Annotated in this window: 20 protein-coding genes; 10 read left to right on the forward strand and 10 right to left on the reverse strand. The window is 65.3% G+C overall.

What is annotated here, in order from left to right; translation table 11 throughout:
* Positions 1-17: 17 nt before the first annotated feature.
* Positions 18-1,727: a gamma-glutamyltransferase gene (ggt, locus tag XpruCFBP8353_RS04225; RefSeq protein WP_101362041.1), complete on the reverse strand. Its 1,710-nt coding sequence runs from the start codon at positions 1,725-1,727 to the stop codon at positions 18-20.
* A gap of 655 nt (positions 1,728-2,382) precedes the next feature.
* Between ggt and ilvC the strand changes: the two genes are divergently transcribed.
* The 5 genes from ilvC to XpruCFBP8353_RS04250 all read left to right on the forward strand — a co-directional run bounded on the left by ilvC (position 2,383) and on the right by XpruCFBP8353_RS04250 (position 8,148).
* Positions 2,383-3,384: a ketol-acid reductoisomerase gene (ilvC, locus tag XpruCFBP8353_RS04230; protein WP_101362042.1), complete on the forward strand. Its 1,002-nt coding sequence runs from the start codon at positions 2,383-2,385 to the stop codon at positions 3,382-3,384.
* A gap of 42 nt (positions 3,385-3,426) precedes the next feature.
* Positions 3,427-5,148: an acetolactate synthase 2 catalytic subunit gene (gene ilvG / locus XpruCFBP8353_RS04235; protein WP_101362043.1), complete on the forward strand. Its 1,722-nt coding sequence runs from the start codon at positions 3,427-3,429 to the stop codon at positions 5,146-5,148.
* Positions 5,132-5,389: an ACT domain-containing protein gene (locus XpruCFBP8353_RS04240; RefSeq protein ID WP_101362044.1), complete on the forward strand. Its 258-nt coding sequence runs from the start codon at positions 5,132-5,134 to the stop codon at positions 5,387-5,389. Before ilvG ends, XpruCFBP8353_RS04240 begins: the two co-directional genes overlap by 17 nt.
* Before the next feature lie 129 nt (positions 5,390-5,518).
* Positions 5,519-6,589: a threonine dehydratase gene (locus XpruCFBP8353_RS04245; RefSeq protein WP_243391057.1), complete on the forward strand. Its 1,071-nt coding sequence runs from the start codon at positions 5,519-5,521 to the stop codon at positions 6,587-6,589.
* Positions 6,586-8,148 (forward strand): 2-isopropylmalate synthase, encoded by a 1,563-nt coding sequence (locus XpruCFBP8353_RS04250; protein WP_101362046.1) that lies wholly within the window; start codon positions 6,586-6,588, stop codon positions 8,146-8,148. Before XpruCFBP8353_RS04245 ends, XpruCFBP8353_RS04250 begins: the two co-directional genes overlap by 4 nt.
* A 540-nt stretch (positions 8,149-8,688) precedes the next feature.
* On the opposite strand, the gene leuB is transcribed toward XpruCFBP8353_RS04250, so the two are convergent.
* From leuB to leuC, 3 genes are all read right to left on the reverse strand, one after another.
* Positions 8,689-9,762 (reverse strand): 3-isopropylmalate dehydrogenase, encoded by a 1,074-nt coding sequence (gene leuB / locus XpruCFBP8353_RS04255; RefSeq protein ID WP_101362047.1) that lies wholly within the window; start codon positions 9,760-9,762, stop codon positions 8,689-8,691.
* Between the two features lie 185 nt (positions 9,763-9,947).
* Complete coding sequence (gene leuD, locus XpruCFBP8353_RS04265) at positions 9,948-10,595, reverse strand: 3-isopropylmalate dehydratase small subunit (RefSeq protein WP_101362048.1); 648 nt, start codon at positions 10,593-10,595, stop codon at positions 9,948-9,950.
* Between the two features lie 65 nt (positions 10,596-10,660).
* On the reverse strand, positions 10,661-12,109 hold the full coding sequence (gene leuC / locus XpruCFBP8353_RS04270) for a 3-isopropylmalate dehydratase large subunit (protein WP_101362049.1): 1,449 nt from the start codon (positions 12,107-12,109) through the stop codon (positions 10,661-10,663).
* Positions 12,110-12,229: 120 nt separating this feature from the next.
* On the opposite strand from leuC, the gene XpruCFBP8353_RS04275 reads away from it, so the two are divergent.
* Positions 12,230-13,153, forward strand: a complete 924-nt coding sequence (locus XpruCFBP8353_RS04275) for a LysR family transcriptional regulator (RefSeq protein ID WP_101362050.1) — start codon at positions 12,230-12,232, stop codon at positions 13,151-13,153.
* A gap of 42 nt (positions 13,154-13,195) precedes the next feature.
* Here XpruCFBP8353_RS04275 and XpruCFBP8353_RS04280 read toward each other — a convergent pair whose 3' ends face one another.
* On the reverse strand, positions 13,196-16,198 hold the full coding sequence (locus XpruCFBP8353_RS04280) for a ligand-binding sensor domain-containing diguanylate cyclase (protein ID WP_101362051.1): 3,003 nt from the start codon (positions 16,196-16,198) through the stop codon (positions 13,196-13,198).
* A gap of 214 nt (positions 16,199-16,412) precedes the next feature.
* Between XpruCFBP8353_RS04280 and XpruCFBP8353_RS04285 the strand changes: the two genes are divergently transcribed.
* The 3 genes from XpruCFBP8353_RS04285 to XpruCFBP8353_RS04295 all read left to right on the forward strand — a co-directional run bounded on the left by XpruCFBP8353_RS04285 (position 16,413) and on the right by XpruCFBP8353_RS04295 (position 19,254).
* Positions 16,413-17,066: a TetR/AcrR family transcriptional regulator gene (locus XpruCFBP8353_RS04285; RefSeq protein ID WP_101362052.1), complete on the forward strand. Its 654-nt coding sequence runs from the start codon at positions 16,413-16,415 to the stop codon at positions 17,064-17,066.
* A gap of 128 nt (positions 17,067-17,194) precedes the next feature.
* Positions 17,195-17,851, forward strand: a complete 657-nt coding sequence (locus tag XpruCFBP8353_RS04290; protein WP_101362053.1) for a protein-L-isoaspartate O-methyltransferase family protein — start codon at positions 17,195-17,197, stop codon at positions 17,849-17,851.
* 20 nt (positions 17,852-17,871) lie between these two features.
* Positions 17,872-19,254, forward strand: coding sequence for a TolC family outer membrane protein (locus tag XpruCFBP8353_RS04295; RefSeq protein ID WP_101362054.1), 1,383 nt, complete (start codon positions 17,872-17,874; stop codon positions 19,252-19,254).
* A 271-nt stretch (positions 19,255-19,525) separates the two neighbouring features.
* On the opposite strand, the gene waaA is transcribed toward XpruCFBP8353_RS04295, so the two are convergent.
* Positions 19,526-20,842 carry a lipid IV(A) 3-deoxy-D-manno-octulosonic acid transferase gene (gene waaA, locus XpruCFBP8353_RS04300; RefSeq protein ID WP_101362055.1) on the reverse strand — a complete coding sequence of 439 codons (1,317 nt, stop codon included), beginning with the start codon at positions 20,840-20,842 and terminating at the stop codon, positions 19,526-19,528.
* Positions 20,843-20,918: 76 nt separating this feature from the next.
* Here waaA and XpruCFBP8353_RS04305 point away from each other — a divergent pair, with 76 nt between their 5' ends.
* Entirely contained in the window at positions 20,919-21,839 is a 921-nt protein-coding gene (locus XpruCFBP8353_RS04305) for an LpxL/LpxP family Kdo(2)-lipid IV(A) lauroyl/palmitoleoyl acyltransferase (RefSeq protein WP_101362056.1), read from the forward strand.
* Positions 21,840-21,894: 55 nt separating this feature from the next.
* Here the strand turns inward: XpruCFBP8353_RS04305 and XpruCFBP8353_RS04310 are convergent, their stop codons facing one another.
* The 4 genes from XpruCFBP8353_RS04310 to XpruCFBP8353_RS23330 all read right to left on the reverse strand — a co-directional run bounded on the left by XpruCFBP8353_RS04310 (position 21,895) and on the right by XpruCFBP8353_RS23330 (position 24,901).
* A complete protein-coding gene (locus XpruCFBP8353_RS04310) occupies positions 21,895-23,229 on the reverse strand; it encodes an O-antigen ligase family protein (protein WP_101362057.1) in 1,335 nt (444 codons plus the stop codon).
* Entirely contained in the window at positions 23,210-24,322 is a 1,113-nt protein-coding gene (locus XpruCFBP8353_RS04315; RefSeq protein WP_101362058.1) for a glycosyltransferase, read from the reverse strand. Before XpruCFBP8353_RS04315 ends, XpruCFBP8353_RS04310 begins: the two co-directional genes overlap by 20 nt.
* A 10-nt stretch (positions 24,323-24,332) precedes the next feature.
* On the reverse strand, positions 24,333-24,530 hold the full coding sequence (locus XpruCFBP8353_RS04320; RefSeq protein WP_010364353.1) for a zinc-finger domain-containing protein: 198 nt from the start codon (positions 24,528-24,530) through the stop codon (positions 24,333-24,335).
* 104 nt (positions 24,531-24,634) lie between these two features.
* Positions 24,635-24,901, reverse strand: a complete 267-nt coding sequence (locus XpruCFBP8353_RS23330) for a hypothetical protein (RefSeq protein ID WP_133125617.1) — start codon at positions 24,899-24,901, stop codon at positions 24,635-24,637.
* Positions 24,902-25,061 lie beyond the last annotated feature (160 nt).

The raw sequence follows: 25,061 nt of genomic DNA on the forward strand, positions 1-25,061 counted from the left end.
CCTCCGTGCCAATGCGCTCAATATCCGGCCGCCTGGCCGTCCTTGCGGCTTTCCGACGCACCGTAATACACGCCGCTGGCCGGGTCGCGCGCAATCCCTTGGTAACCGCCATACGGGCCGTCCGCAAAGATCACCCGGTGGCCTTTGCGCATCAGCGCGCGGATGGTGTCGTAGGAGAAGCCGGTTTCCAGATTGACCTCGCCGCCATCACTCATCGCGGTGGCCTGGCCGGTCGGCTCGGTGGAGCCTTCATGCTGGATGCGCGGCGCGTCGCCGGCTTCCTGCAGATTCATATGGAAGTCCACCAGGTTCATCACGATCTGCACGTGCCCCTGCGGCTGCATCGCTCCGCCCATCACCCCGAAGCTCAGCCACGGCTTGCCGTCCTTGGTAACGAAGGCCGGGATGATGGTCTGGAACGGCCGCTTGCCCGGCGCGTAGCCGTTGGGGTGATCCTTCTTCAACACGAACATCTCGCCGCGGTCCTGCAGGATGAAGCCCAACCCCGGCGGCGCCATGCCGCTGCCCATGCCGCGATAGTTGGACTGGATCAACGAGACCATCATGCCGTCGGCATCGGCCACGGTCATGTAGATGGTGTCGCCCTCGTCGAGTTGCTTGGGCGTGCCCGGCTGTACTTCCTTCAAGGCCTTGTCCATCGAGATCAGCGACCGCCGCTGGGCGGCATACTCCTTGGATACCAGCCTGGCCAGCGGCGCGGGCTGGAATGCCGGGTCGGCGTAGAAACGCGCACGATCGGCGAACGCCAGCTTCTTGGCTTCGGTAAACAAATGCACATGCTCGGCCGAGCCGAAGGGAATCTTGGAGAAATCGTATCCCTCCAGAATATTGAGCATCTGCAGCGCCGCGATGCCCTGGCTGTTGGGCGGCAGCTCCCATACGTCATAGCCTCGGTAGTTGGTGGACACCGGTTCCACCCACTCGCCCGTATGGCTGGCCATGTCCTCGTAGCTGAGGTAACCACCATTGGCCTTGAAGTACGCGCCGATGGTGCGCGCGATGTCGCCCTTGTAGAACGCATCGCGGCCGCCATCGGCGATCTGCTGCAGCGTGTTGGCCAGGTTCGGGTTCTTCCACAGCTCGCCCTTGCGCGGGGCGTGGCCGTCGATGGTGAATTGCTCCTTGAAACCGGGATATTGCGACAGGCGCGGCACCGAGCGATCCCAGTAATAGGCGATGGTTTCGGCCACCGGATGGCCTTCGCGGGCGTAGCGGATCGCCGGCGCCAGATTCTGCGCCATCGGCTTGCGCCCGAAGCGCTCATGCAACGCGAACCAGCCGTCCACTGCGCCTGGCACCGACACCGGCAGCGGGCCGGTTGGCGGAATGTCCTTCAAGCCGCGACGCTGGAACTCGGCCAGCGTCAGCGACCTGGGCGAGCGGCCCGAGCCGTTGTAACCATAGAGCTTGTGGGTCTTGGGGTCCCAGACGATCGCAAACAGATCCCCGCCTACGCCATTACCGGTTGGCTCCATCAGGCCCAGCGCGGCATTGGCGGCAATCGCCGCATCCACCGCCGAGCCGCCATCCTTCATCACATCCAACGCGATCTGGGTCGCCAGCGGTTGCGAGGTGGCGGCCATCGCATGCGGCGCGATCACTTCCGAGCGGGTGGCAAACGGCTGCCCGGTGACGCGGTCGGCAGCGCCGAGGGGCGGCGCAAGCAGCGCCAGAGCGGACACCAACAACACAGGTACGCGACGCATCACAGATGGCCCCTATGACACTAAGAATGAGGTGCCAACCATACCAGCGGGCCACGCCATGCCGTGCGGGCGGCGCCTGGACGCGTACCTGATGCCGCGCAGATGGTGACCGCCGTCAGCGATGATTGCACCGAACCCATCCTGTTTCAGCGGTAACCATGCTGCTGCGATGAGGCTTTGCGCACATCTCTGGACATCGATGCGGCGGTTTCATGCGCAAGGGTTGACACCCTGGCTGCTGCGATGGTTATCTCGGGTCATGTCGCACCGCCACACCACCTCGAATGCCCCGATGTCCGCGCACTCCGGCGCGTTGGCTGCGCCGCTTATCGTGCTCGTACTTATTACCTCGCCAACCGGTGCGGGACGGGACTTCGTGTAGGCAACAGACACACAAGGCTTCGATCAGACCCCGCACCGGCAACGGCGCGGGGTTTCGCGTTTCAGGGATCACCAAAAGTTTCGAATGACATGAACGACATCACTGCCATTTCCGCCAAACGACCCAGCAATGCCCAGCCAGTCGCGGCTGCCTGGGGTTGCCTGCGCAATGCCATCGTCCGTCCCCGCTTTGCTCAGCCGGCCAGTGCCTGCACTGCCGGCTGATCCGTTTATTCACCGCCCATCTCCACTGCCAACCCCGCAAGGACATTCCATGAGCAACGACACCCAACCGAAAATCGCGATCATCGGCTACGGCAGCCAGGGCCGCGCGCATGCGCTGAACCTGCGCGATTCCGGCTTCGACGTCACTGTCGGCCTGCGTCCCGGTGGCCCGACCGAATCCAAGGCGCAGGCCGATGGCTTCACCGTCGTGGCGCCATCCGAGGCGGTCAAGAGCGCGGATCTGGTCGCGATCCTGACCCCGGACATGGTGCAGAAGAAGCTCTACAAGGAGGTCATCGCCCCGAACATGAAGCAGGGTGCCTGCCTGTTGTTCGCGCATGGCTTGAACGTGCATTTCGACATGATCACCCCACGCGCCGATCTGGACGTGGTGCTGGTCGCGCCGAAGGGCCCGGGTGCGCTGGTGCGTCGCGAGTATGAAATCGGCCGCGGCGTGCCGTGCATCTACGCGGTCTACCAGGACACCAGCGGCAAGGCCGAACAGTTCGCACTGACCTACGCCGGCGGCCTGGGCGGCGCGCGCGCCAACATCATCAAGACCACGTTCAAGGAAGAGACCGAAACCGATCTGTTCGGCGAGCAGGCCGTGCTGTGCGGCGGTGCATCCTCGCTGGTGCAGGCCGGTTTCGAAGTGCTGGTGGAAGCCGGCTACCAGCCGGAGATCGCGTATTACGAAGTGCTGCACGAACTGAAGTTGATCGTGGACCTGTTTTACGAAGGCGGCATCACCCGCATGCTGGAATTCGTTTCCGAAACCGCACAATACGGTGATTATGTCAGCGGCCCGCGTGTGATCGACGCCAGCACCAAGGCGCGCATGAAGGACGTGCTGACCGATATCCAGAACGGCACCTTCACCAAGAACTGGGTGGCCGAGTACGACGCCGGCCTGCCGAACTACACCAAGTTCAAGCAGGCCGATCTGGAACACCCGATCGAGGAAGTGGGCAAGAAGTTGCGCGCCAAGATGGTGTGGCTCAACGGCGAACAGCAGGCCGCCGCCACACCTGCGAATCAACAAGCGGCGTAACGCCGCCGCACCCCCACCGCTAACACCGAAGGTCCGCAACGCATGAACACCTCCGCACACAGCACGCCCCGCAACGGCGCGCGCTGGCTGACGCAGGCCCTGGAAGCCGAGGGCGTGGAAACGCTGTTTGGTTATCCGGGCGGCACCATCATGCCGTTCTACGACGCCCTGGTGGATTCCAGGCTCAAGCACATCCTCGTCCGTCACGAACAGGGCGCCGCGCTCGCCGCCAACGGCTACGCCCGTGCCAGTGGCAAGGTGGGCGTGTGCGTGGCCACCTCCGGCCCGGGCGCATCCAATCTGGTTACCGGCATTGCCGACGCAATGCTCGATTCGGTGCCGATGGTGTGCCTGACCGGCCAGGTCGCCACGCCGTTGCTGGGCACCGATGCGTTCCAGGAGCTGGACGTGTTCGGCATGACCATGCCGATCGTCAAGCACAGCTTTCTGGCGCGGCGAGTGGAGGATCTTCCGGGCATGGTGCGCGAAGCGTTCCGCATCGCGCGCGAAGGACGTCCCGGGCCGGTGCTGATCGACCTGCCCAAGGACGTGCAACTGGCCAATGCCTCGCATCTGCCAGCGCATGTGCCGGCAGCGGTGTTGCCGCCGCCGGCACCGGCGGACGCGAAATTGGCCGAAGCACTGGCGGCCATCGCCAGCGCCGAGCGCCCGGTGGTGTACGGCGGCGGCGGCATCGCGTTGGCCGATGCGGTGGAGGCGTTTCGGCGCTTTGTCGAAGCCACCGGCATCCCGACCGCGCTGACCTTGCGCGGCCTGGGGGCGTTACCGCATGCGCACCCGGATTACCTGGGCATGCTGGGCATGCACGGCACGCGTGCGGCCAATATGGCGATCCAGGAATGCGATCTGTTGGTCGTTGTCGGTGCGCGTTTCGACGACCGTGCCACCGGCAAGCTGAGCGAGTTCGCCCCGTTTGCGCGCGTCATCCATCTGGATGCCGACGCCTATGAAATCTCCAAGCTGCGCACCGCAGATATCGCGGTGCCCGGCGATGTGGCAGCAAGCCTGAAAGCCTTGAGTGCGGCGCGTGGCAACTGCCAGGCCTGGCGTACGCGCTGCTTTGCGAACCGCGAAAAATTCGGCGCGCGTTACGACGCGCCCGGTACCGATATCTACGCACCGGCGCTGCTGAAGCGCCTGAGCGAAGTGGCCCCTGCCGACACCATCATCGCTTGCGATGTGGGTCAGCATCAGATGTGGGTGGCCCAGCATTGCCGCTTCAACGATCCGCGCAATCACCTGACCAGTGGCGCGCTCGGCACCATGGGCTTCGGCCTGCCGGCGGCGATGGGCGCGCAGTTCGCCTGCCCCGATCGCACCGTGGTGCTGGTCTCCGGCGATGGCAGTTTCATGATGAATGTGCAGGAGCTGGTGACGATTGCGCGCTGCAAGCTGCCGGTGAAGATCGTGCTGCTGGATAACAGCTCGCTCGGCATGGTGCGGCAGTGGCAGGAGCTGTTCTTTGCCGAGCGTTACAGCGAAATCGACTTGTCCGACAACCCGGATTTCGCGGCGTTGGCGCAGGTCTTCGGCATCCCGGCCAAGCGCATCATCGCGCGCGGCGATGTGGACGCGGCGCTGGCCGAACTGCTGGCGCAGCCCGGCCCCGGCCTGCTGCATGTCGCCATCGATGCGCGCGCCAATGTGTGGCCGCTGGTGCCGCCCAACAACGCCAACAGCACCATGCTGGACAGCAATCCCGCACATGCGGCCAAGGAGACATCGCATGCGTTACCGGCTTGATCTGGTGCTGACGCCGGCAGAAGGCGCGCTGGTGCGGGTGATCGGCATGACCGAGCGCCGCGGCTTCCGCCCATGCGCGATCCAGGGTGCGGCAGCACCGGACGATGCCGGCCGCTGGCATCTGCAGCTTGATGTGGACAGCAACCGTCCACCGGAAACGCTGCGCCTGCAGCTGGAAAAGGTCTACGACTGCGAATCGGTGATGATCACCGCGCTGGAATCGGTCGAGGCCGCGGCATGAACATGCAGACCTCGCGCGACGATCACACTGCCGTTCGGAGGTGTCTTCTTCCAGATCGGCCGCGCGCGTGCCGCAATGCCTGATTCCGGCCGCCCTTCCGCTTCCGCACAGGAGCCAGAGGTAAGCGACGTGGCCGTCAGCGTGGCCGACGTACTGGCGGCACAGGCCCGCCTGCGCAAGTACCTGTCGCCCACGCCGCTGCATTACGCCGAACGCTTCGGTGTGTGGTTGAAGCTGGAGAATTTGCAGCGCACCGGCTCCTACAAGGTGCGCGGCGCATTGAATGCCTTGCTGGCCGGCCTGGAGCGCGGCGACGAGCGCCCGGTGATCTGCGCCTCCGCCGGCAATCATGCGCAAGGCGTGGCGTGGTCGGCGTACAGGCTGGGCGTGCAGGCCATCACGGTGATGCCTTACGGCGCGCCGCAGACCAAGATCGCCGGTGTCGCGCATTGGGGCGCCACCGTGCGCCAGCATGGCAACAGCTACGACGAGGCATTCGCGTTTGCGCGCGAGCTGGCCGACCAGAACGGCTATCGCTTTCTGTCGGCCTTCGACGACCCGGATGTGATTGCCGGCCAGGGCACGGTCGGCATCGAGCTGGCGGCGCATGCGCCGGACGTGGTGATCGTGCCGATCGGCGGCGGCGGATTGGCCTCCGGCGTGGCGCTGGCATTGAAGTCGCAAGGCGTGCGTGTGGTCGGGGCGCAAGTGGAAGGCGTCGATTCGATGGCACGCGCCGTGCGTGGCGATCTGCGCGAAATCACCCCGGTTGCGACGCTGGCAGATGGCGTCAAGGTCAAGATCCCCGGCTTCCTTACACGCCGCCTTTGCTCGAGCCTGCTGGACGATGTGGTGATCGTGCGCGAAGCTGAATTGCGCGAAACGTTGGTGCGCCTGGCGCTGGAAGAACACGTCATCGCCGAGGGCGCCGGTGCGCTGGCCCTGGCCGCCGGCCGCCGCGTTTCCGGCAAACGCAAATGTGCAGTGGTCTCTGGCGGTAATATCGACGCAACCGTGCTGGCCACACTCTTGTCTGAAGTGCGGCCGCGTCCGCCACGCAAGCCGCGCCGTCGCAATACCGAGCGACTTCGCAACGAACGCAGCGCCAAGCCACCACCCGATACACCCGTTCTTTCCCGCCCATCCGCAGTCGCTTCAACGCCTGTCACCGCCATCGCCGCAGAGGAGTCTTCCTGGTGAACACGACCGTATCCAACCAGACCCCGCATATCCGAATTTTCGACACCACCCTGCGCGACGGCGAGCAATCACCCGGCTGCAGCATGACGCCCCAGCAAAAGCTGGTCATGGCGCGCGCGCTGGATGAACTCGGCGTGGATATCATCGAGACCGGGTTTCCGGCCAGTTCGCATTCGGACCGCGAAGCGGTGGCGATGATGGGCCGCGAGTTGCGCCGCCCCACCCTGGCAGTGCTGTCGCGCTGCTTGCAGGCCGATATCGAAACCTCGGCAAAGGCGCTGGAAGCTGCGGCCAACCCGCGCCTGCATGTGTTCCTGTCCACCAGCCCACTGCACCGCGAACACAAGCTGCGCATGAGCCGCGAGCAGGTGCTGGAATCGGTGCACCGGCATGTCGCGCTGGCGCGCGGCTACATCGACGACGTGGAATTTTCTGCCGAAGATGCAACCCGCACCGAAGAAGATTTCCTGGCCGAGGTCACCCGCGTGGCGATCGCCGCCGGTGCTACCACCATCAATCTGCCCGACACAGTGGGCTTCACCACCCCCGAAGAAATCCGTGGCATGTTTTCGCGCCTGATCGCCAGCGTGGAAGGTGCCGACAAGGTGATCTTCAGCGCGCATTGCCACAACGATCTGGGCCTGGCGGTGGCCAACTCGCTGGCCGCCATCGAAGGCGGTGCGCGTCAGGTGGAATGCACCATCAACGGCATCGGTGAGCGCGCGGGCAATTGCGCGCTGGAAGAAATCACCATGGCGCTGAAGGTGCGCGGTGCGTTCTACAACATCGATTCGGCGATCAATACGCCCCGTATCGTGTCCACCTCGCAGTTGCTGCAGCGCCTGGTCGGCATGCCGGTACAGCGCAACAAGGCCGTGGTCGGCGGCAACGCGTTCGCGCACGAATCGGGCATCCATCAGCACGGCATGCTGCGCCATCGCGGCACCTACGAAATCATGCGCCCGGAAGATGTGGGCTGGGAATCGTCGCAGATGGTGCTGGGCCGCCACAGCGGCCGCGCTGCCGTCGAGCAGCGTCTGCGCGCGCTGGGGTATCTGCTGGAAGAAGAAGAGGTCAAGCTGGTGTTCGAGCAGTTCAAGGCATTGTGCGAGAAGCAGCGCGTCGTGACCGATGCCGATCTGCAGGCCTTGATGCAGGACGCCACCGTGCAGGAGGGCTATCGCCTGGCATCGATGACCATCAGCGATGTCGGCAGCCGCGCCAATGCGCTGGTGGAGTTGTCCGATCCGGAAGGTAACCGTGTGGCTGAAACCGCACAGGGCAACGGGCCGGTGGATGCGCTATTCGGTGCATTGGCCTCGGCCACCGGCGTGAGGCTGGAGCTGGACAGCTATCAGGTGCACAGCGTGGGCATCGGCGCAGACGCCCGCGGCGAAGCCAGCCTGAGCGTGCGCCACGACGGCGTGGAATACGAAGGCACCGGCACCAGCAAGGACATCATCGAAGCCAGTGCGCTCGCATGGCTCGACGTGGCCAATCGTCTGTTGCGTCAGCGCGAGCGTGGCGTCATCGCCGGCAAGACCGCTGCGGTGGCATAGCACGCGTCCGTTGCTGGACGATTGATGTCTGACGGCCGGCAGAGTGACCTGCTGGCCGTTTTGGTTTTGATCTTCAATCCATGCCCTGCCCTGCTGCGCTGACCGCTAGACGTGGCGCGTTGGCCGCAAGCAACAGCCACCGCTATCGAAGGGGTCCAATCAGGCGAGCAGCACCATGAAAAGCAGCGCTGGCTGACGCGCTGAGCGTCACGATTGAAAGCATCGCTTTCAATGCAGCAGCCACACTGAGGAAAGCATGGTGCCGTCTCGGGGGCCGGGACCGTTGGCAGCATGGATGCCGCCATCGAGCCTCCGAGGATGGATTACGGCGTGTCCCGGCTCAGGATGCGGCACCGCGCCTCGACCGATCTCTCGGGCAATCACCGCCGGCCCGGAGGTGTTTAATCGCAGGCAGTGCCAGCCACACTCCGGTCGTTTCAACCAACACACCGCCTAGCTCAAGCACCACAAACGAAGGCGGCCATCGTCGTCGAACGATAGCCGCCGGCATCTCCATCATCAAAACGACGAACGCAGACCCTAAAGCGCAGCCACCACCGCATCGCCCATCGCCACGGTGCCGACCTTGCTGGTGCCTTCCGACCAGATGTCAGCGGTGCGCAGGCCCTGGTCGAGCACCTCGCCGACCGCACGCTCAATCGCATCCGCTGCATCGGCCTGTGCAAAGGTGTAGCGCAGCATCATCGCCACCGACAGGATCGTCGCCAGCGGATTGGCGATGCCCTTGCCGGCAATGTCCGGCGCCGAACCGTGGCATGGCTCGTACATACCCTTGCTGTTGGCATCCAGCGAAGCGGAGGGCAGCATACCGATCGAGCCCGTGAGCATGGACGCTTGGTCGGAGAGGATGTCGCCGAACATGTTGTCGGTCACGATCACGTCGAACTGCTTGGGCGCGCGCACCAACTGCATCGCCGCGTTGTCCACGTACATATGCGATAGCGCGATATCCGGGTAGTCCTTGGCCACTTCTTCGACCACTGCACGCCACAACTGACTCGATGCCAACACGTTGGCCTTGTCGACCGAGCACAACTTCTTGCCGCGCAAACGCGCCATCTCGAAGCCGGCTTTGGCGATGCGGCGGATCTCGCTCTCGCTGTACGGCAAGGTGTCGTAAGCCTGGCGCTCACCGTTGTCCAGCGTGCGGTTACCACGCGGCTGCCCGAAGTAAATGCCGCCAGTGAGCTCGCGCAGGATCAGCAGATCCAGCCCGGACACCACCTCCGGCTTCAGCGTGGAGGCATCTGCAAGCTGCGGATACAGCAGTGCCGGGCGCAGGTTGGCGAACAAACCCAGTTGCGAGCGGATCTTGAGCAGACCACGCTCCGGGCGTAGCGCCGGGTCGATGGTGTCCCACTGCGGGCCACCCACTGCACCCAGCAGCACCGCATCGGCAGCACGCGCACGCTCCAGTGTTTCATCGGCCAACGGGCTGCCATATTTATCGTAGGCCGCACCGCCCAGCTCGTCGTACACCAGCTCGAAACCCAGGCCGTGCTGCGTGTCAACGCGCTTTAGCACCTTGACCGCTTCGGCCATGATCTCCGGCCCGATGCCATCGCCGGGAAGAATCAGAATCTGCTTGCTCATGCCATCCTCGTGAGTGACGCCGCAGCGTCTTTGAAATCAATGATCCGCCAGATCAGCACGGAGCTCGGCGAACTCGGCACCGTGTGCATGCACATCGTTGTGCAGATAGGCACGGGCCTGCGGTCCAACCTGCGCAACGACGTGTTCGCTCAGCGCCGACGGATCAGTGGTTTTGGCGACCGCATTCACTGCAGCGCGCCAAACAACCACGGTTGGCGTGCGCGGTGGCCCTGCTCGAAATGACCGATCGCATCGGCGTCCTGCAAGGTGAGGCCGATATCGTCCAGCCCGTTGAGCAGGCAGTGTTTGCGGAAGGCATCGATGTCGAAGCTGTACTCCACGCCATCGGGGCGGCGCACGCGTTGCGCGGCCAGATCCACGGTGAGCTGGTAGCCCTCGGTGGCCAGGCATTGTTCGAACAACGCATCGACTTCTGCTTCGGCCAGCACGATCGGCAGCAGGCCGTTCTTGAAACTGTTGTTGTAGAAAATATCGGCAAAGCTCGGCGCGATCACGGTGCGAAAGCCATATTCGTCCAGCGCCCACGGCGCATGCTCGCGCGAGGAACCGCAGCCGAAGTTCTCGCGTGCCAGCAACACGCTGGCACCCTGATAACGGGGGAAATTGAGCACGAATTCCGGATTCAGCGGGCGCGTGCTGTTGTCGCGACCAGGCTCACCGATATCCAGATAGCGCCACTCGTCGAACAGATTCGGCCCGAAGCCGGTGCGCTTGATCGATTTGAGGAATTGCTTGGGAATGATCTGGTCGGTATCGACGTTGGCGCGATCCAGCGGCGCGACCAATCCGGTGTGTTGGGTGAAAGGGGTCATTGGAATGCCGTGATTAGGGAGTGGACATTGGGGATTCGAAAAAGCGGGAATGCGCGGACCGGTGTTTACGAATCCCGAATCCCCACTCCCGAATCGCCGAGTGCACGCACATCGACAAAATGCCCACTCACCGCCGCCGCAGCGGCCATCGCCGGGCTAACCAAGTGCGTGCGGCCACCGGCGCCCTGGCGGCCTTCGAAGTTACGGTTGGAGGTCGAAGCGCAATGTTCACCGCTCCCCAGCTTGTCCGGATTCATCGCCAGACACATCGAGCAGCCCGGCTCGCGCCATTCAAAACCGGCGTCCAAGAACACCTTGTCCAGGCCTTCAGCCTCTGCCTGCGCCTTGACCAAGCCTGAGCCGGGTACCACCAGCGCCTGCTTGATGGTGGAAGCGACCTTGCGGCCCTTGGCCACTGCGGCGGCGGCGCGCAGGTCTTCGATACGCGAGTTGGTGCACGAGCCAATGAACACCCGATCCAGGCGGATATCCGTGATCGGCTGGTTGGCCCGCAAACCCATGTATTTCAATGCGCGCTCGATCGAATCGCGCTTGGTTGGGTCCTGCTCGGTCGCCGGGTCCGGTACGTACTGATCGATCGCCAGCACCATTTCGGGGGAGGTGCCCCAGCTGACCTGCGGCTTGATGTCTTCGGCGCGCAGTTCCACCACGGTGTCGAAGTGTGCGTCCGGGTCGGACACCAGCGTGCTCCACAGCGCGACTGCCGCATCCCAGTCGGCGCCCTTGGGCGCGAACGGGCGACCTTTGACGTAGGCAATCGTCTTGTCGTCCACCGCCACCATGCCCACGCGCGCACCGGCTTCGATGGACATGTTGCAAATGGTCATGCGGCCTTCCATCGACAGCGCGCGGATCGCGCTGCCGGCAAATTCCAGCGCATGCCCGTTGCCGCCGGCGGTGCCGATCTTGCCGATCACCGCCAGCACGATGTCCTTGGCAGTCACCCCGAACGGCAGCGTGCCTTCAACGCGCACCTGCATGTTCTTCATCTTCTTCGTAATCAGGCACTGGGTCGCCAGCACATGTTCGACCTCGGAGGTGCCGATGCCATGCGCCAGTGCGCCGAATGCGCCATGCGTGGAGGTGTGCGAATCGCCGCAGACCACGGTCATGCCGGGCAGGGTGGCGCCCTGCTCCGGGCCGACCACATGCACGATGCCCTGGCGCGCATCGTTCATCTTGAACTCGAGGATGCCGAAGTCGTCGCAGTTCTCGTCCAGCGTCTGCACCTGCAGGCGCGACACCTCGTCGGAAATCGACTCCAGCCCACCCTGGCGCTCGGCGCGCGTGGTCGGCACGTTGTGATCGGGCGTTGCGATATTGGCGTCGATGCGCCACGGCTTGCGCCCGGCCAGGCGCAGTCCTTCGAAGGCTTGCGGCGAAGTCACTTCGTGCAGGATGTGGCGGTCGATATAGATCAGCGACGAACCATCGTCACGGCGTGTGACCTCATGCAGTTCCCACAGCTTGTCGTACAGGGTCTTGGCAGTCATCGCGGCAATCCGAATGGCGGATGGTGGGTGCGCCCACCTGGCTGAGGTCGATGCTAGGAGCTTGCCTTGGATTACGCAAATTCATATTGTTTATTCAAGAAATGAATTTTAGGAATAGCAATGGACCTGGCGAGCCTCAATGCATTCGTGGCGATCGCCGAAAGCGGCAGCTTCTCCGCGGCCGGTGAGGCCTTGCACCTGACCCAGCCGGCAGTGAGCAAACGCATCGCCCTGCTGGAGGCGCAACTGTCGGCGCGCCTGTTCGACCGCCTAGGCCGGCAAGTGGTGCTGACCGAAGCCGGCCAGGCACTGTTGCCGCGCGCGCAACGCATCCTGGCCGAGCTGCAGGACACCCGCCGCGTGCTCGAGCATCTGGGCGCGGCGGTTGGCGGTCGTTTGAGTCTGGCCACTAGCCACCATGTGGGTCTGCACCGCCTGCCCGCCTTGTTGCGCGGTTTCGCGACACAACATCCGCAGGCGGCGCTGGATATCCAGTTCCTGGATTCGGAATTGGCGTACGCGGCGGTGCTGCGCGGGGAGGTGGAACTGGCGGTGACCACCCTGGCGCCCGACACGCGCGCACCACTGCGCGCGCAGCCGATCTGGCATGACCGCTTGCAGTTCGTGGTTGCGCCAGATCACCCGTTGGCAGCACTGCCCGAGCTGTCGCTGGACGATGTGGTTGCACACCCGGCAGTCTTGCCGGATCCGGGCACCTTTACCCATCGCATCGTCGCCAACCTATTTGCCGAACGCGGTCTGGCGCCGAGTTTGCGCATGACCACCAATTATCTGGAGACGATCAAGATGTTGGTGTCGGTGGGCCTGGCGTGGAGCGTCTTGCCGGAGCGCATGATCGACCATCAGATCATGGCGCTGCCACTGGCCGATGTGGCGTTATCGCGTGAGCTGGGTTGCGTCACGCATGGCGGGCGCACCTTGTCGCGTGCTGCGCAGGCATTTGTCGCGTTGTTGCGCGCGCAGGCGGATCACGCGCAGGGGTCGCGAGGTGTGCAGCATGTCGCACATGGCGGCGACCGATGACCTCGGGCCCGCGCTCGGCATGCTGCGCAATCGCGCACCCTCCTAGGGCCCGATCAAGCGATCCCGCCCCTGTCGCTTGGCTTCATACAGACGACCATCGGCCAACGCCAGCAATTCGCGTCGGCTCGGCGCTTCGTCGCTCATCGCCATACCCATGCTGGCGGTACAACGCACGGGCGTGCCTTGCGCATCAACCTCGATGTCGGCCAGTCGCTGCCGCATCCGCTCGAACAGCGCGCGCGCCTGTGCCGCATCCAGCCCGGTTGTCGCCAGCAGGAATTCTTCGCCACCGTGCCGCGCGGCGAAGCAGTGCGCCTGATCCTGCTCGCTCAACGCCTGGCCGATGGCCGACAGCACCGCATCGCCAACCTCGTGACCGTAGTTGTCGTTGATGCGCTTGAAGTGGTCGATATCCATCAACGCTAGCGCCAGTGCAGCGCCACCTGCATGCGCATCATCGAACCATTGCTGCAGCACGCGCTCGGCTTCGCGTCGGTTCGGCAAGGTGGTCAGCACGTCGTGGCTGGCGCGGTATTCCAGCTGGCGCATCAACGCTTCGCGTTCCTGGCTGGCCTGCTGCAGCGCCAGGTTCTTGTCGCTCAGTTCGCGCGTACGCCGGTCGATGACGGTATTGAGCTGGCGCTGACGCCGGCGATAACTGGCGGTCCGCCACAGATACAACCCGTAGACCACGCTGGCCAGGCCAAGAATGCCCAGGCCGATCACTTCGCCCCGGCGCCACCACGGCGGCGCCAGCGCGATAACCAGGCTGGCTTCGCCCAACAAATCGCTTTGCCGCCAATCCACCGGCAGCGACATCGCCTGCACGCGGAAGCGGAAGCGACCCGGCGGCAGATTGGTGTAGACCGCTTCGCTGGTGCTGTCAGCATCCACCCAATCCGGATCGAAGCCTTCCAGTCGGTAGCGATACCGCACCTTGTCCGGGCCACGGAAATTCAGCCCGGCATAGCCAATTGCAAGACGCCGGGTCTGTGCACCGAACCGATGCGTGCCACTCAGCGGTTGCACCATGCCATCGACCAGCAGGCGCTCGAACACGATCGGCACGCGATGGCCTTGCAAGGTACCCACCCGTGTCGGGTCAATCACGCCCAGGCCTGCAGCGGTGGGAAACAGCAACTGCCCGGACTGGGTCAACCAACCAGCAGGTGCGCTGCTGCCGTTGCCCTGGTTGCTCGGCATACCGTCGCTGCGGTCGACCACTTCCACGCTCAATTGTTCGCGCGTGCCCGCGTCGATCTGGTCGAAGTTCTTGCGTGCGATGCGGAACACGCCGTGGTTGCTCGACAACCAAAAATAGCCACGGCCGTCGTCGATCACCCGAAACAGCTTGTCGCGTGGCAGCCCGAACCGGTGGTCGTAGACACGGAAGCTGTCACCGCGCAGACGCAGCAAGCCGCGATCGCTGGCGATCCACACATCGCCGGCGGCATCGCGCAGGAAGTCGAACGCGTTCTGGCCGGGAAAATCCTGCTCGCCAAGCCAGGCGCGCGTGCTGCCGTCCGGCGACAGCGCGGTCATGCCACGATCGGTGCCGATCCACACGATGCCCTGCGCATCGCGGTATAACCCATGCACCGAGCCGTCCGGCACACCGTCGGCGGCGGTGTAGCGGCGCGCCTTGCCATTGCGCCAGCGCACCAGCCCGGCCGTGCTGCCGATCCACAGGTCGTCGCCATCCGGCAGCACCGCACGCACCGACATCGACGGCAGGCCATCGGCCGCGCCGATGCGCACCAGCACGTGGCCTTGCGCGTCCAGACGTACCACGCCCTGGCTGTAGGTGCCGGCCCACACGCCGCCATCACCGGCATCGGCCAGCGCCAGCACCGACTGCTCAAGCACGCGCCCACCGTCGCTGGGCGACAACGACACGCGGCTGATGGTGCCGTCGCGCCAACGATCCAGGCCAACGGCATTGCCCACCCACACGGTGCCGTTGCCGGTCTGCAGCACACAGCGCACGTAGTCCGAACTCAGGCCTTCGTCGTGGGTGACGCCGTGTGCGGCGCCTTCGGCAACCCGGAACAGCCCGTGCGTGCTGCCGACCCAGATCAGGCCTTCGGCGTCTTCCAGCAGCGCCGGGCTGGCGACGCCGGAAATGGCGATCTGCTCGTCCGGGTCGTCGGGGCCGCTGTGTACCACCAGCATTCCCGAAGACAGACTCATCCACAGGTGCCCGCGGCGGTCGAGCAGCACTGAATCCACGCGCTGGCCCTGGCGGAAACGCTGCAGGCCGCCGCCACGGCTCCACCACCACACGCCATCGTCGCCGGCGACCAACAGGCCGCCCTGACGGTCGCTGGCCAGCCGCCGCACCGGCGCGTCGCGCATCCCGTGCACCCTGCCCCAGGCCGCAGCCTGGCCGTCATCGCGCGGCAGACGATACAGACCGACCTCGGTACCAACCCACAGGTCGCCGCCCTCGTCTGCGGACAACGCCGTGATCCGCGCACGCGGCAACCCGGCCTGGCGACCGATATCGACCACCCGCCCGTCGCCCTCGATGCGGTACAGCGTCTGCGGCGTGCCCACCCACAACGCGCCATCGGCACGCCGCAGCAAGGCGCTCACCGCCAGATGCCGCGCCGAGGCGCCGCCCAGCTGCTGCCAGTGGCCGTCCTGATAGTGGTAGACGCCGTCGAACGCGGTACCGAACAGCATGCCGCCGGTGCTGTCGCGTGCCACCACGAACACTCCGCCCAGCTCGACGCCGGGAGTGTTCTGGCGGTCGTACACGGTGAAGTCGCGCCCATTGAAGCGCGCCACGCCTTCCCAGGTGCCCAGCCAGATCAGCCCGTCTTCGCCCTGGGCCACGGCGTGCACCAGGTTGTGCGGCAGGCCATCGTCCATGGTCCAGCGCGTGACCGTGTGGTATGCCGTGTGTTTGAGCGCCTGCGCGCCGGCTGGCCAGGCGCCGAGCACTGCGCAGCACGCCAGCAGCCACAACAACGCGCGCCCGATCCGCCGCACGCACGTGCTGCGAACGCAGCGTGTATGCGCATGCGGACCGACCCTTCCCACGCTCCCCGTCCCCCCGTCCGTGTTCGCTCGAGATACCTGCCGGTATGCACTGGCAGGTCTGCCGCAAATCTATCACCGGGGTTTTTCCGCTGCCTTCGGTGGATCCCTGACAGCTGCCGGGAGCTCCATGACACGGGAGCCAGAGACCGAATCGTTAACGTAGCGCGTCGGTGCCGAGTATAAATATAGAACCCGATGGTCTAGTATTGACGGCATGTCCAGCTCGCCCCCCCTCAACTCCAAAGCCAAGAGCAACGGCCCTGGCCGTCCCAAGGACCTTGGAAAGCGTGCCGCCATCCTGGGTGCCGCCCGCACCATGTTCATGGAACAGGGCTATGCAGGGGTCAGCATGGATGGGATCGCTGCGCAGGCGGGCGTCTCCAAACTGACCGTGTACAGCCACTTCGGCGACAAGGAGAGCCTGTTTTCCGAGGCGATCCGCGCGCAATGCCAGCACATGATGCCGGACGACCTGTTCGACCATGCCCCCAAGGGCGCAGTGCGCGACCAGCTCACCGAGATCGCCCATGCGTTCTTTGCCATGGTCAGCACCGAATCGGCTATCTCCACCCACCGCATGATGATGGCGCCCGGTACCGGCGACGTGCATATACGCGAGATGTTCTGGGATGCGGGCCCTAAGCGCACGCAGCGGGCGCTGGCGGATTTCCTGTCCGCGCGGGTGGCCGACGGCCAGTTGGAGATTCCGGACGTCGCGCGCGCCGCGTCGCAATTCTTCTGCCTGCTCAAGGGCGAGCTGTACGCCTTGATGATGTGCGGCCTGCACGGCCAGCCCACCCGCGCGCAGGTGGATGCGCACATCGACACCAGCGTGGACTTCTTTTTGAGGGCATATGCGCCGCGCTGAGGGCCCCCGGCCTTTGGTGGCGATGACTTCCGGCACTGCGCCGGATGGCAGCGCGCGGCGATGCTAGATGCGCCAGGTGCCTCGCGCACCGGTAAAATGTTTGCCCCACCGCGTTGGATAACCGCACCATGACGATCGATTTCACCCAGGCCCGCGAAAAGATGGTCGAGCAGCAGATCCGGCCGTGGGACGTGCTGGACCTGCGCGTACTCGACGTGCTGGCGCGCCTGCCGCGCGAAGCCTTTGTGCCGGAGGCATACAAGACGCTGGCCTATGTCGACGTGGAAATTCCGCTGTCGGCCGGTCACAAGATGATGAAGCCGGTCGTCGAAGGCCGCATGTTGCAGGCGCTGGATCTGCAGCCGGGCGAAGACGTGCTGGAAGTGGGCGCTGGCAGCGGCTTCGCCACCGCCTGCCTGGCCGCGCTCGCGCGTGAAGTCGTCAGCCTGGAGATCGACCCGGCACTGGCGGCCGCCGCGCGCGCCAATCTGGACCGTACCGGCCTGGGCAGCAATGTCCGTATCGAAACCGCCGACGTGTTCGGCTGGCAGAGCGAGCGTCGCTTCGATGCCATCTGCGTGACCGGCGCGGTCGATACACTCCCCGTGCAGTGGCTGCAGTGGTTGCGCCCGAACGGCCGGCTGTTCGTCGTGCGCGGTCACGAACCAGTGATGGAAGCGGTGCTGGTCCGTGGCGACGTCAACGCCCCGCGCATCGAGTCGTTATTCGAAACCGACCTCGCCTATCTCCAGGGCGCCGCACCGACGCCCCGATTCCAATTCTGATTCCCAAGGAAGCTTCCCCGATGATCCGCCGATCCCTCGTCCTGGCCCTGGCTGCCGCCCTGTCTCCCATGGCTGCGCACGCCACCGACCTGCTGCAGGTCTACGAAATGGCCCGCAACGGCGATCCGCAGCTGGCCGTGGCCGAGTCCACGCGCCTGGTGAATCGGGAAGGCCAGGTACAGGCGCGTGCGGCCTTGCTGCCGCAGCTGGACGGCAGCGCCGGCTACACCCAGTCACATCGTGAGCTGGAGGGTGTCGATGGACGCTCCACGACCAAACAGCGCCAGTACGCGATTCAGGGCAGCCAGACCATTTTCAATTGGGCGCAGTTCTCCAACCTGCGTGCGCAGCGCGAAGTGGCCAAGGCTGCAGATTTCACCCTGGCATCGGCCAACAACGATCTGATCACCCGTACCTCGGCGGCGTATTTCCAGGTGCTGGTGGGTATCGAGTCGCTGGCGGCAGCCGAGACCAACGAAGCGGCAGCAAAGAAACAGTTCGACTACGCCGACAAGCGTCTGGAAGTGGGCCTGGCACCGATTACCGACGTGCACGAAGCCCGCGCTCAGTACGACCAGGCGCGCGCCGACACCATCAATGCCCGCAACACGTTGAAGGATTACTACCAGGCACTGACCGAACTCACCGGCCAGCCCGTGGTCGGCTTGCGCGCACTGCCGGAAGAGTTCCGCCCGGAAGTACCGGCCGCCTACAGCAATGTCGATCAGTTGGTCGCCACCGCCATTGCCGATAACCCTGCGTTGAAGGCGCAGCAGTTGCAGGTCAGTGCCGCCGAGGCGCAGGTCAGTGCCGCGCGTGCTGGCCATTTGCCCACTCTGAGCCTGGGTGCCAATGTCGGCCGCAGCAACAGCTGGGGTGGTCAGGGAACGGTCGATGAGGCGGCAGGCAACTTCACCACCGCAGGCCGCAACATCGATACCGATTCCATCGGCATCACGCTATCGATTCCGATCTTCTCGGGCGGTGCAACCCAGTCGGCCGTGCGTCAGGCACTGTCGCAGCGCGACATCCAGCAGGACACCTACGAGCAGCAGAAGCGCGCGCTGGATCGCAACACCCGCAATGCCTACCAGACTGTTGTTGCCGGTATCAGCGAAGTGGAAGCCCGCCGTCTGGCGGTGGTGTCGGCGCAAGCCGCCTACGACGCCTCGCAGGTGGGTCTGGAAGTGGGTACGCGTACCGTGCTGGACGTGGTGCAGAACCAGCGCACGCTGTTCCAGGCGCAGCTGAACTACGCGCAGTCGCGTTACAACTTCCTGCAGAACCGTCTGCTGCTGGGCCAGGCCATCGGCAAGCTCGACATCACCGACTTGCAGGATGTGAATCGCCTGCTGTCGCAGGATGCCGAGTCCAAGCTGCAGGGCAGTGGTTCACTGCAGTAAGGCCAGCTGGATGCACATGAAAAAGGCGGGCCCAGGCCCGCTTTTTTGTGCGCGGTGCGGTCGCATGCGCGTCTTTTGTGGCGACTGCTGCAGGGACGTTTCGTGCGGCGACAGCGGCCGCTACGACGTTGGCTGCCAGATAAGGCGATGCAACCAAGCTCGCAGCAGTCACCGGCGCACACTCTCACTGCTAGTGCAATGACCGCTGCAATCTGGCGACAAGCATCAGCGAGATCGCAATGTGGTCAGCAACGCACTGACCACGACCACCTCACGCCGCAGCGCCCTCGCTGGCCACCGGCGGCAGATCCGGGGCGATCTGTACCAGCGTGCGGGCCACTGCGCCCTTGCCGTTGGCGACCAGTGCCAGGCCTGCGGTGGCCATCGCCTCGCGCTGGGCAGGGTCGCCGAGCAGGCGCGCAAGATCGTGATACACGCTATCGGCATCTTCGCAGATGGTCACCGCATCGGCCTCGCGCATGCGCCGCGAAATCTCCGAGAAATTGTGCAGATGCGGGCCGGTGACTGCCGGCGTGCCGACCGCCGCCGGTTCGAGCAGATTGTGTCCGCCGATCGGCTGCAGACTGCCGCCGACGAAGGCCACCTGCGCGCACGCATAGAAGCTCATCAGCTCGCCCAGGGTATCGATGACGAAGACCTTGTCGCTTGCCTGTGGCCATTGCTGTGCCTTGCGCGTGGCAACGCGCCAACCGCGCTCGCGTGCCAATGCCTCGACCTTGGGAAAGCGCTCGGGATGGCGCGGTGCCCACAACAGCAGCAACTCCGGAAATTGCAGCAGCAAACGTGCGTGGATGTCGGCAACGACGGCTTCTTCGCCTTCGTGCGTGCTGGCGGCGATCCACACTGGGCGCGTGGCCGGCACGTGCATGCGGAATTGCGCGACCAGTGCCTGCAATTGCGCCGGCGCGGCGATATCGAATTTGAGATTGCCCAGCGCGATCACCTGATCTGGACGGGCGCCCAGCGTGATGAACCGCTCGGCATCGTCCTGCGACTGCGCAGCCACGCAGGTGACGGTTTGCAGCGCGCGACTGATCAACGGTGCCAGCAGCCGATAGCCACGCAGCGAACGCGCCGACAGCCGCGCGTTGAGGATGTACACCGGAATCTGGCGGTCGCGACAACCGAACAGCATGTTCGGCCATAGCTCGGTTTCCAGGATCAATGCCAGACGCGGGCGGAAGTGTTCGAGAAACCGCCCCACGCTGCCCGGCACGTCGTACGGCAGATACACATGGTCCACCGCATCGCCCCACACCGCGCGCACCCGCTCGGAACCGGTCGGGGTGATGGTCGTGATGACCCAGCGGATATCCGGGCGCTGCGCACGTAGCGCATTGACCAGCGGCGCGGCCGCATTGACCTCGCCCACCGACACCGCATGCACCCACACCCGCGGACGCCCGCAAGCGTGCGTGTAGGACGCGTAACGCTCGTTCCAGCGATTGAAGTATTCGCGCACACGGAAACCGCGCCACACCAGGTGGTACACCGTGACCGGCAGCAACAGGTAGAGCAGCGCCGAGTACAGCCCGCGCAACAGCCATTCGATCGGGTCTTTCCGCATCGGTGCAGGATACGGGAGCCTCCGCGCGTGCGCATGTGCACGCTGCCCGCTGGGCGCAATCCCTTAGAATTGGCGCATGTCCGAGTCCGCCAACGTCGCCGTCCGCCCCTCCCTGCGCAACCCCAAGCACTGGCCGATGTATCTGGGCCTGGCAGTAATGGTGGCGGCCGGGCGCCTGCCGTGGACCCTGCAGCGTGCACTAGGCCGCGGCGTGGGTTGGATTGCGATGCGCCTGGCCGGCACGCGTCGGCGCGCGGCCGAGGTCAACCTCACACTGTGCTTCCCCGAGCAGGACGACGCGTGGCGAGCACGGCTATTGCGCGACAGCTTCGACGCACTGGGTGTGGGCCTGTTCGAGTTCGCGCGTGCCTGGTGGGGCAGCATTGATGCGATTCGCCCAGGCGTGCAGATCGAAGGACTGGAGCATCTGCAGCAGTTGCAGGAACAAAAGCGCGGCGTACTGCTGGTGTCTGGCCACTTCATGACACTGGAAATGTGCGGGCGGCTGTTGTGCGACCACGTGCCATTGGCCGGCATGTACCGTAGGCATCGCAACCCGGTGTTCGAGTGGGCAGTCAAGCGTGGACGCTTGCGCTATGCCACGCACATGTTCGCCAACGAGGATCTGCGCGCCACCATCAAGCACCTCAAGCGCGGCGGTTTCCTGTGGTACGCGCCGGATCAGGACATGCGCGGCAAGGACACCGTGTTCGTGCCCTTCTTCGGGCATCCGGCCTCCACCATCACCGCCACCCACCAATTGGCGCGGCTGACCGGCTGCGCGGTGGTGCCGTACTTCCATCGGCGCGAAGGTGGCCGCTACATCCTCAAGATCGCACCGCCGCTGGCAGACATCCCCTCCGACGATGTGATCGCCGATACCACGCAGGTCAATGCGGCGATCGAGGACATGGTGCGCGAGGCGCCGGACCAGTACCTGTGGATCCATCGCCGCTTCAAGCGCCAGCCGGGCGGGCGCAGCGAATTCTATCGCTGATGTCGGCGGGTCTCACGCATGCGCTGCGTGCAGCAGCGCAAGGATGTGAGGCGGGTCAGCGCGGCGGCGGCTGATCGGCGTCATCGTTGAGCAAGGCGCCGGCATACAGCCCGGCCAACATCAGGCTCAGTGCGCCCCAGAAGCTGGAATAGAACGCCAGATGCGTGTTGAGCGGAAAGACCGTGGCCACCAGCGCGATCATCGCTGGCCGCGCCTGCTCGCGTGCGGCCACACTCGAATAGCGCCACGCGCGCCACGCCTGCGCCGCGCCGGCCAGCCACAGCAGCAAGCCGATCACACCGGTCTCGGCCAGGATTTCCAGCACGATCTGATGCGCGTGGAAGGCCGGGCCATCGCCCCAGGCCGACGCCTGTGCAGGCGCCGGATTGCAGGCCGGATACGCCTGTCGAAATTCGCGCACGCCCACGCCGTTGAGCGGATGCGCGCGGATCATGCACAACGCCGCACCCCAGATCTGGGCACGCCCGGACAAGGCCTGATCCACGCCTTGTTCGCCATTACCGAATGCCAGCGCCGTGCGCTGGATGCGCTCGCGCGCCTGCGGCGCCACCGCCACCACCGCAATGGCCAACAGCGCGCCGGCCACTGCCACGGCCAGCAAGCGACGCCCGCCCAGCAGTTGCCAACCCGACAGCAGCACGATCACGCCATAGGTCATCCACGACGCGCGCGAGCCTGCCAAGACCAACACGATGCCGACCGCCGCCGCACCGACCGCCCAGGTCCAGGCCTGACGCCGCCCCAACGCCAGCAACAAAAACGGCGACAGGCTAGCCAGGGTCTGCCCGAATTTCAGATTGCAGGGACCCAGTACGCCGCTCAGCCGATCCACCAGCGCCAGCTCCTGGGCCGTACACATGCCATGGCCGCTGATCAGTTGTTTGATCTGATCGATCCCGAAGAACAACGGGCTGCTGCCGAACGCGGCCTGCAACAGCGCATCCAGCGTCCACACCGCGCCGATCACCGCCAGCCCGGTAAAGGTGCGACGGCGACGCTGCGCATTCGCAACCGCGATCGCGCACAGCCACATGAAAGGCAGATAGCGCAGGTCGGTGGCCGACTTGCGCAGCGCGCGGCCGGCATCCATCGCGTCGAAGGCAGACAACATCTGCGGCAGCCAGTATGCAAAGAACAGCACGCTGGTCAGCGCCCAGGCCGCACCGCTGAGCAGGCGCGTGCCGCCCCGAAAGCGCGTGTGCAGCAAGCGGTACGCCGCAAGCAACGCACCGAGCGACAATACCGTTTCCGCCAAGCCGGGCGTCGGCCATAGCGCCACGAACAGAACTACCCACAGCGGCGCCCAGCGGCCGACATCGGGGGTCAACACGGGCGCCTGCGGGAGGCTCTCAGCGGCGGAGTTCGTCATAGACCTTCAAGGTGCCCATCTGCATGGCCTGCAACGTGTAGGGGAGGACGCCCGGCGCTGTCGGCGCGTGCTGCAGCAAGTGCAGCGCCTGTGTACGCAAGGCTTGGGCATCGAAGGCGGCGACCGCGCCACTGGGTTGCAATTCGGCGAGCAATTCGCCGACACCGCCGTGCGCCCAGCCGAGCACCGGGCGGCCGACCGACAGCGCCTCCACTACAGTGCGGCCGAAAGCTTCCGGCTTGCGCGAGAGTTGCAGCACCAGGTCGCTGGCGGCATACGCTTCGGCGATACGGGCAGTGGGCTCGGTGAAGGCGACTGCGTCGGCCACCCCCAATCTCGCGGCCTCGGCTTCCAGCTCGCGCACATAGGCCTCGCGCCCCGGCTCGCGCGCGCCGGGCAACCACAAGAACGCCGGCACGCCGGCAGCACGGACATCGGCGAGCAGTTGCAGACCGTCGGCGTGCCCCTTCAGGCGTGTACCGCGTCCCGGCAGCAACAGCAGCGAGGCATCGGCAGGCAGGCCAGGCAGCAGGGTCTGCGCCCACGCGCGTGCATGGCGGTCCGGCCGCAACCGGCGCGGGAACTGTGCGATATCCACCCCGCGCGGAATGGTGCGCAGGCGCGCGGGATCGGTCTGCGGGTAGTGCGTGCATACGTAATCGCGCACCGTCTGCGACACGCAAATCACCCGCTCGCCGTAGGTCATCACCGCGCTGTAGCGGCTGGGCGAATTGAGCCCGTGCACGGTGGTGACCAGGCGCGGCCGCGTCGCCTCGGGCATCCCGCGCAGCGCGTACCACCCCAGCCAGGCCGGCAGCCGCGACCGTGCGTGCACGATGTCGGCCCCGAGTTCGGCGAACAAGCGGCGCAAACCAGCCACATGCCGCAGCGTCAGCAGCGACTTGCGACCGATATCCAGGGTGAGATGTTCGCCACCCACATCCAGCAACGGCTGCACCAGGCGGCCGCCGGCCGACACAACCACGGCGCGATGACCGGCGCGCACCAGGGCGGCAGCGATTTCCAACGTGGAGCGCTCGACGCCGCCGGACTGCAGCGCCGGCAGCAGTTGCACCACGGTCAGGCGGTGCATCCGGCCAGGATCAATCGGCGAGAACGAACAGCGCGCCGCAATACGGGCACTTGGCTTCGCCGTTGGGTTCGTCCTCGATCGGCAGGTACACCCGCGGATGCGAGTTCCACAGCGCCATCTGCGGCGTCGGGCAGCTCAGCGGCAGGTCGCCGCGGTGCACGGTGTAACGCGTTTGCGCATTGGCGGGCGCGGTGGCGGTCTGGCTCATGGCGTACATCGCAAGCGGTGGGGAACGGCCAGCATTCTAGCAGCGCTGGCCGTTGCAAGAGCGGCTGCGGCGCCGATCGGTGCCGCAGCACGCCGCTTGGCGCCTCACTCGTTCCGCTTGCCGAAGTTCGGCTTGATCGGATCGGCGCGCATGCCGGTGGACTCCGCTCGCCGGGCGGGATCGCAGCGCGAATCGTGCTGGCTGCGCACACCCGTTGCGCCAGCCGGCGCCACCGGGCCACCGTCGTTGCCCACCAGGCAATCGGCAGGCGGAGACGAAGCGTCCGCCGTCGCCCAATCGTCACTCGCACAACCCGACAGCAGCATGCAGGCCGTTACCACGGCGCTCCTGACACCCATCGACCACTTCATTGTGCCTGCTCCCTGTCATTTGCCTTGATCGTCGACTCCTGGATAGTCAGACAAAACCCGATCCGTGACCACTCCCGACACATCGCACCGGGACCATGTCCGACAGCGCAGCGCAAGGACGGAATTGCTGCAGGACACGACCTTGCTCAAGCGCATCCAA

This window comes from Xanthomonas prunicola, assembly GCF_002846205.1.
Taxonomy (GTDB): Bacteria; Pseudomonadota; Gammaproteobacteria; order Xanthomonadales; family Xanthomonadaceae; genus Xanthomonas; species Xanthomonas prunicola.

Excerpts from the sequence above, each read along its gene's own strand:
- ggt (WP_101362041.1), bottom strand. The coding sequence starts at position 1,727 with ATGCGTCGCGTACCTGTGTTGTTGGTGTCCGCTCTGGCGCTGCTTGCG.
- ilvC (WP_101362042.1), top strand. The coding sequence starts at position 2,383 with ATGAGCAACGACACCCAACCGAAAATCGCGATCATCGGCTACGGCAGC.
- ilvG (WP_101362043.1), top strand. The coding sequence starts at position 3,427 with ATGAACACCTCCGCACACAGCACGCCCCGCAACGGCGCGCGCTGGCTG.
- XpruCFBP8353_RS04240 (WP_101362044.1), top strand. The coding sequence starts at position 5,132 with ATGCGTTACCGGCTTGATCTGGTGCTGACGCCGGCAGAAGGCGCGCTG.
- leuB (WP_101362047.1), bottom strand. The coding sequence starts at position 9,762 with ATGAGCAAGCAGATTCTGATTCTTCCCGGCGATGGCATCGGGCCGGAG.
- leuD (WP_101362048.1), bottom strand. The coding sequence starts at position 10,595 with ATGACCCCTTTCACCCAACACACCGGATTGGTCGCGCCGCTGGATCGC.
- leuC (WP_101362049.1), bottom strand. The coding sequence starts at position 12,109 with ATGACTGCCAAGACCCTGTACGACAAGCTGTGGGAACTGCATGAGGTC.
- XpruCFBP8353_RS04275 (WP_101362050.1), top strand. The coding sequence starts at position 12,230 with ATGGACCTGGCGAGCCTCAATGCATTCGTGGCGATCGCCGAAAGCGGC.
- XpruCFBP8353_RS04285 (WP_101362052.1), top strand. The coding sequence starts at position 16,413 with ATGTCCAGCTCGCCCCCCCTCAACTCCAAAGCCAAGAGCAACGGCCCT.
- XpruCFBP8353_RS04290 (WP_101362053.1), top strand. The coding sequence starts at position 17,195 with ATGACGATCGATTTCACCCAGGCCCGCGAAAAGATGGTCGAGCAGCAG.
- XpruCFBP8353_RS04295 (WP_101362054.1), top strand. The coding sequence starts at position 17,872 with ATGATCCGCCGATCCCTCGTCCTGGCCCTGGCTGCCGCCCTGTCTCCC.
- waaA (WP_101362055.1), bottom strand. The coding sequence starts at position 20,842 with ATGCGGAAAGACCCGATCGAATGGCTGTTGCGCGGGCTGTACTCGGCG.
- XpruCFBP8353_RS04305 (WP_101362056.1), top strand. The coding sequence starts at position 20,919 with ATGTCCGAGTCCGCCAACGTCGCCGTCCGCCCCTCCCTGCGCAACCCC.
- XpruCFBP8353_RS04310 (WP_101362057.1), bottom strand. The coding sequence starts at position 23,229 with ATGACGAACTCCGCCGCTGAGAGCCTCCCGCAGGCGCCCGTGTTGACC.
- XpruCFBP8353_RS04315 (WP_101362058.1), bottom strand. The coding sequence starts at position 24,322 with ATGCACCGCCTGACCGTGGTGCAACTGCTGCCGGCGCTGCAGTCCGGC.
- XpruCFBP8353_RS04320 (WP_010364353.1), bottom strand. The coding sequence starts at position 24,530 with ATGAGCCAGACCGCCACCGCGCCCGCCAATGCGCAAACGCGTTACACC.
- XpruCFBP8353_RS23330 (WP_133125617.1), bottom strand. The coding sequence starts at position 24,901 with ATGAAGTGGTCGATGGGTGTCAGGAGCGCCGTGGTAACGGCCTGCATG.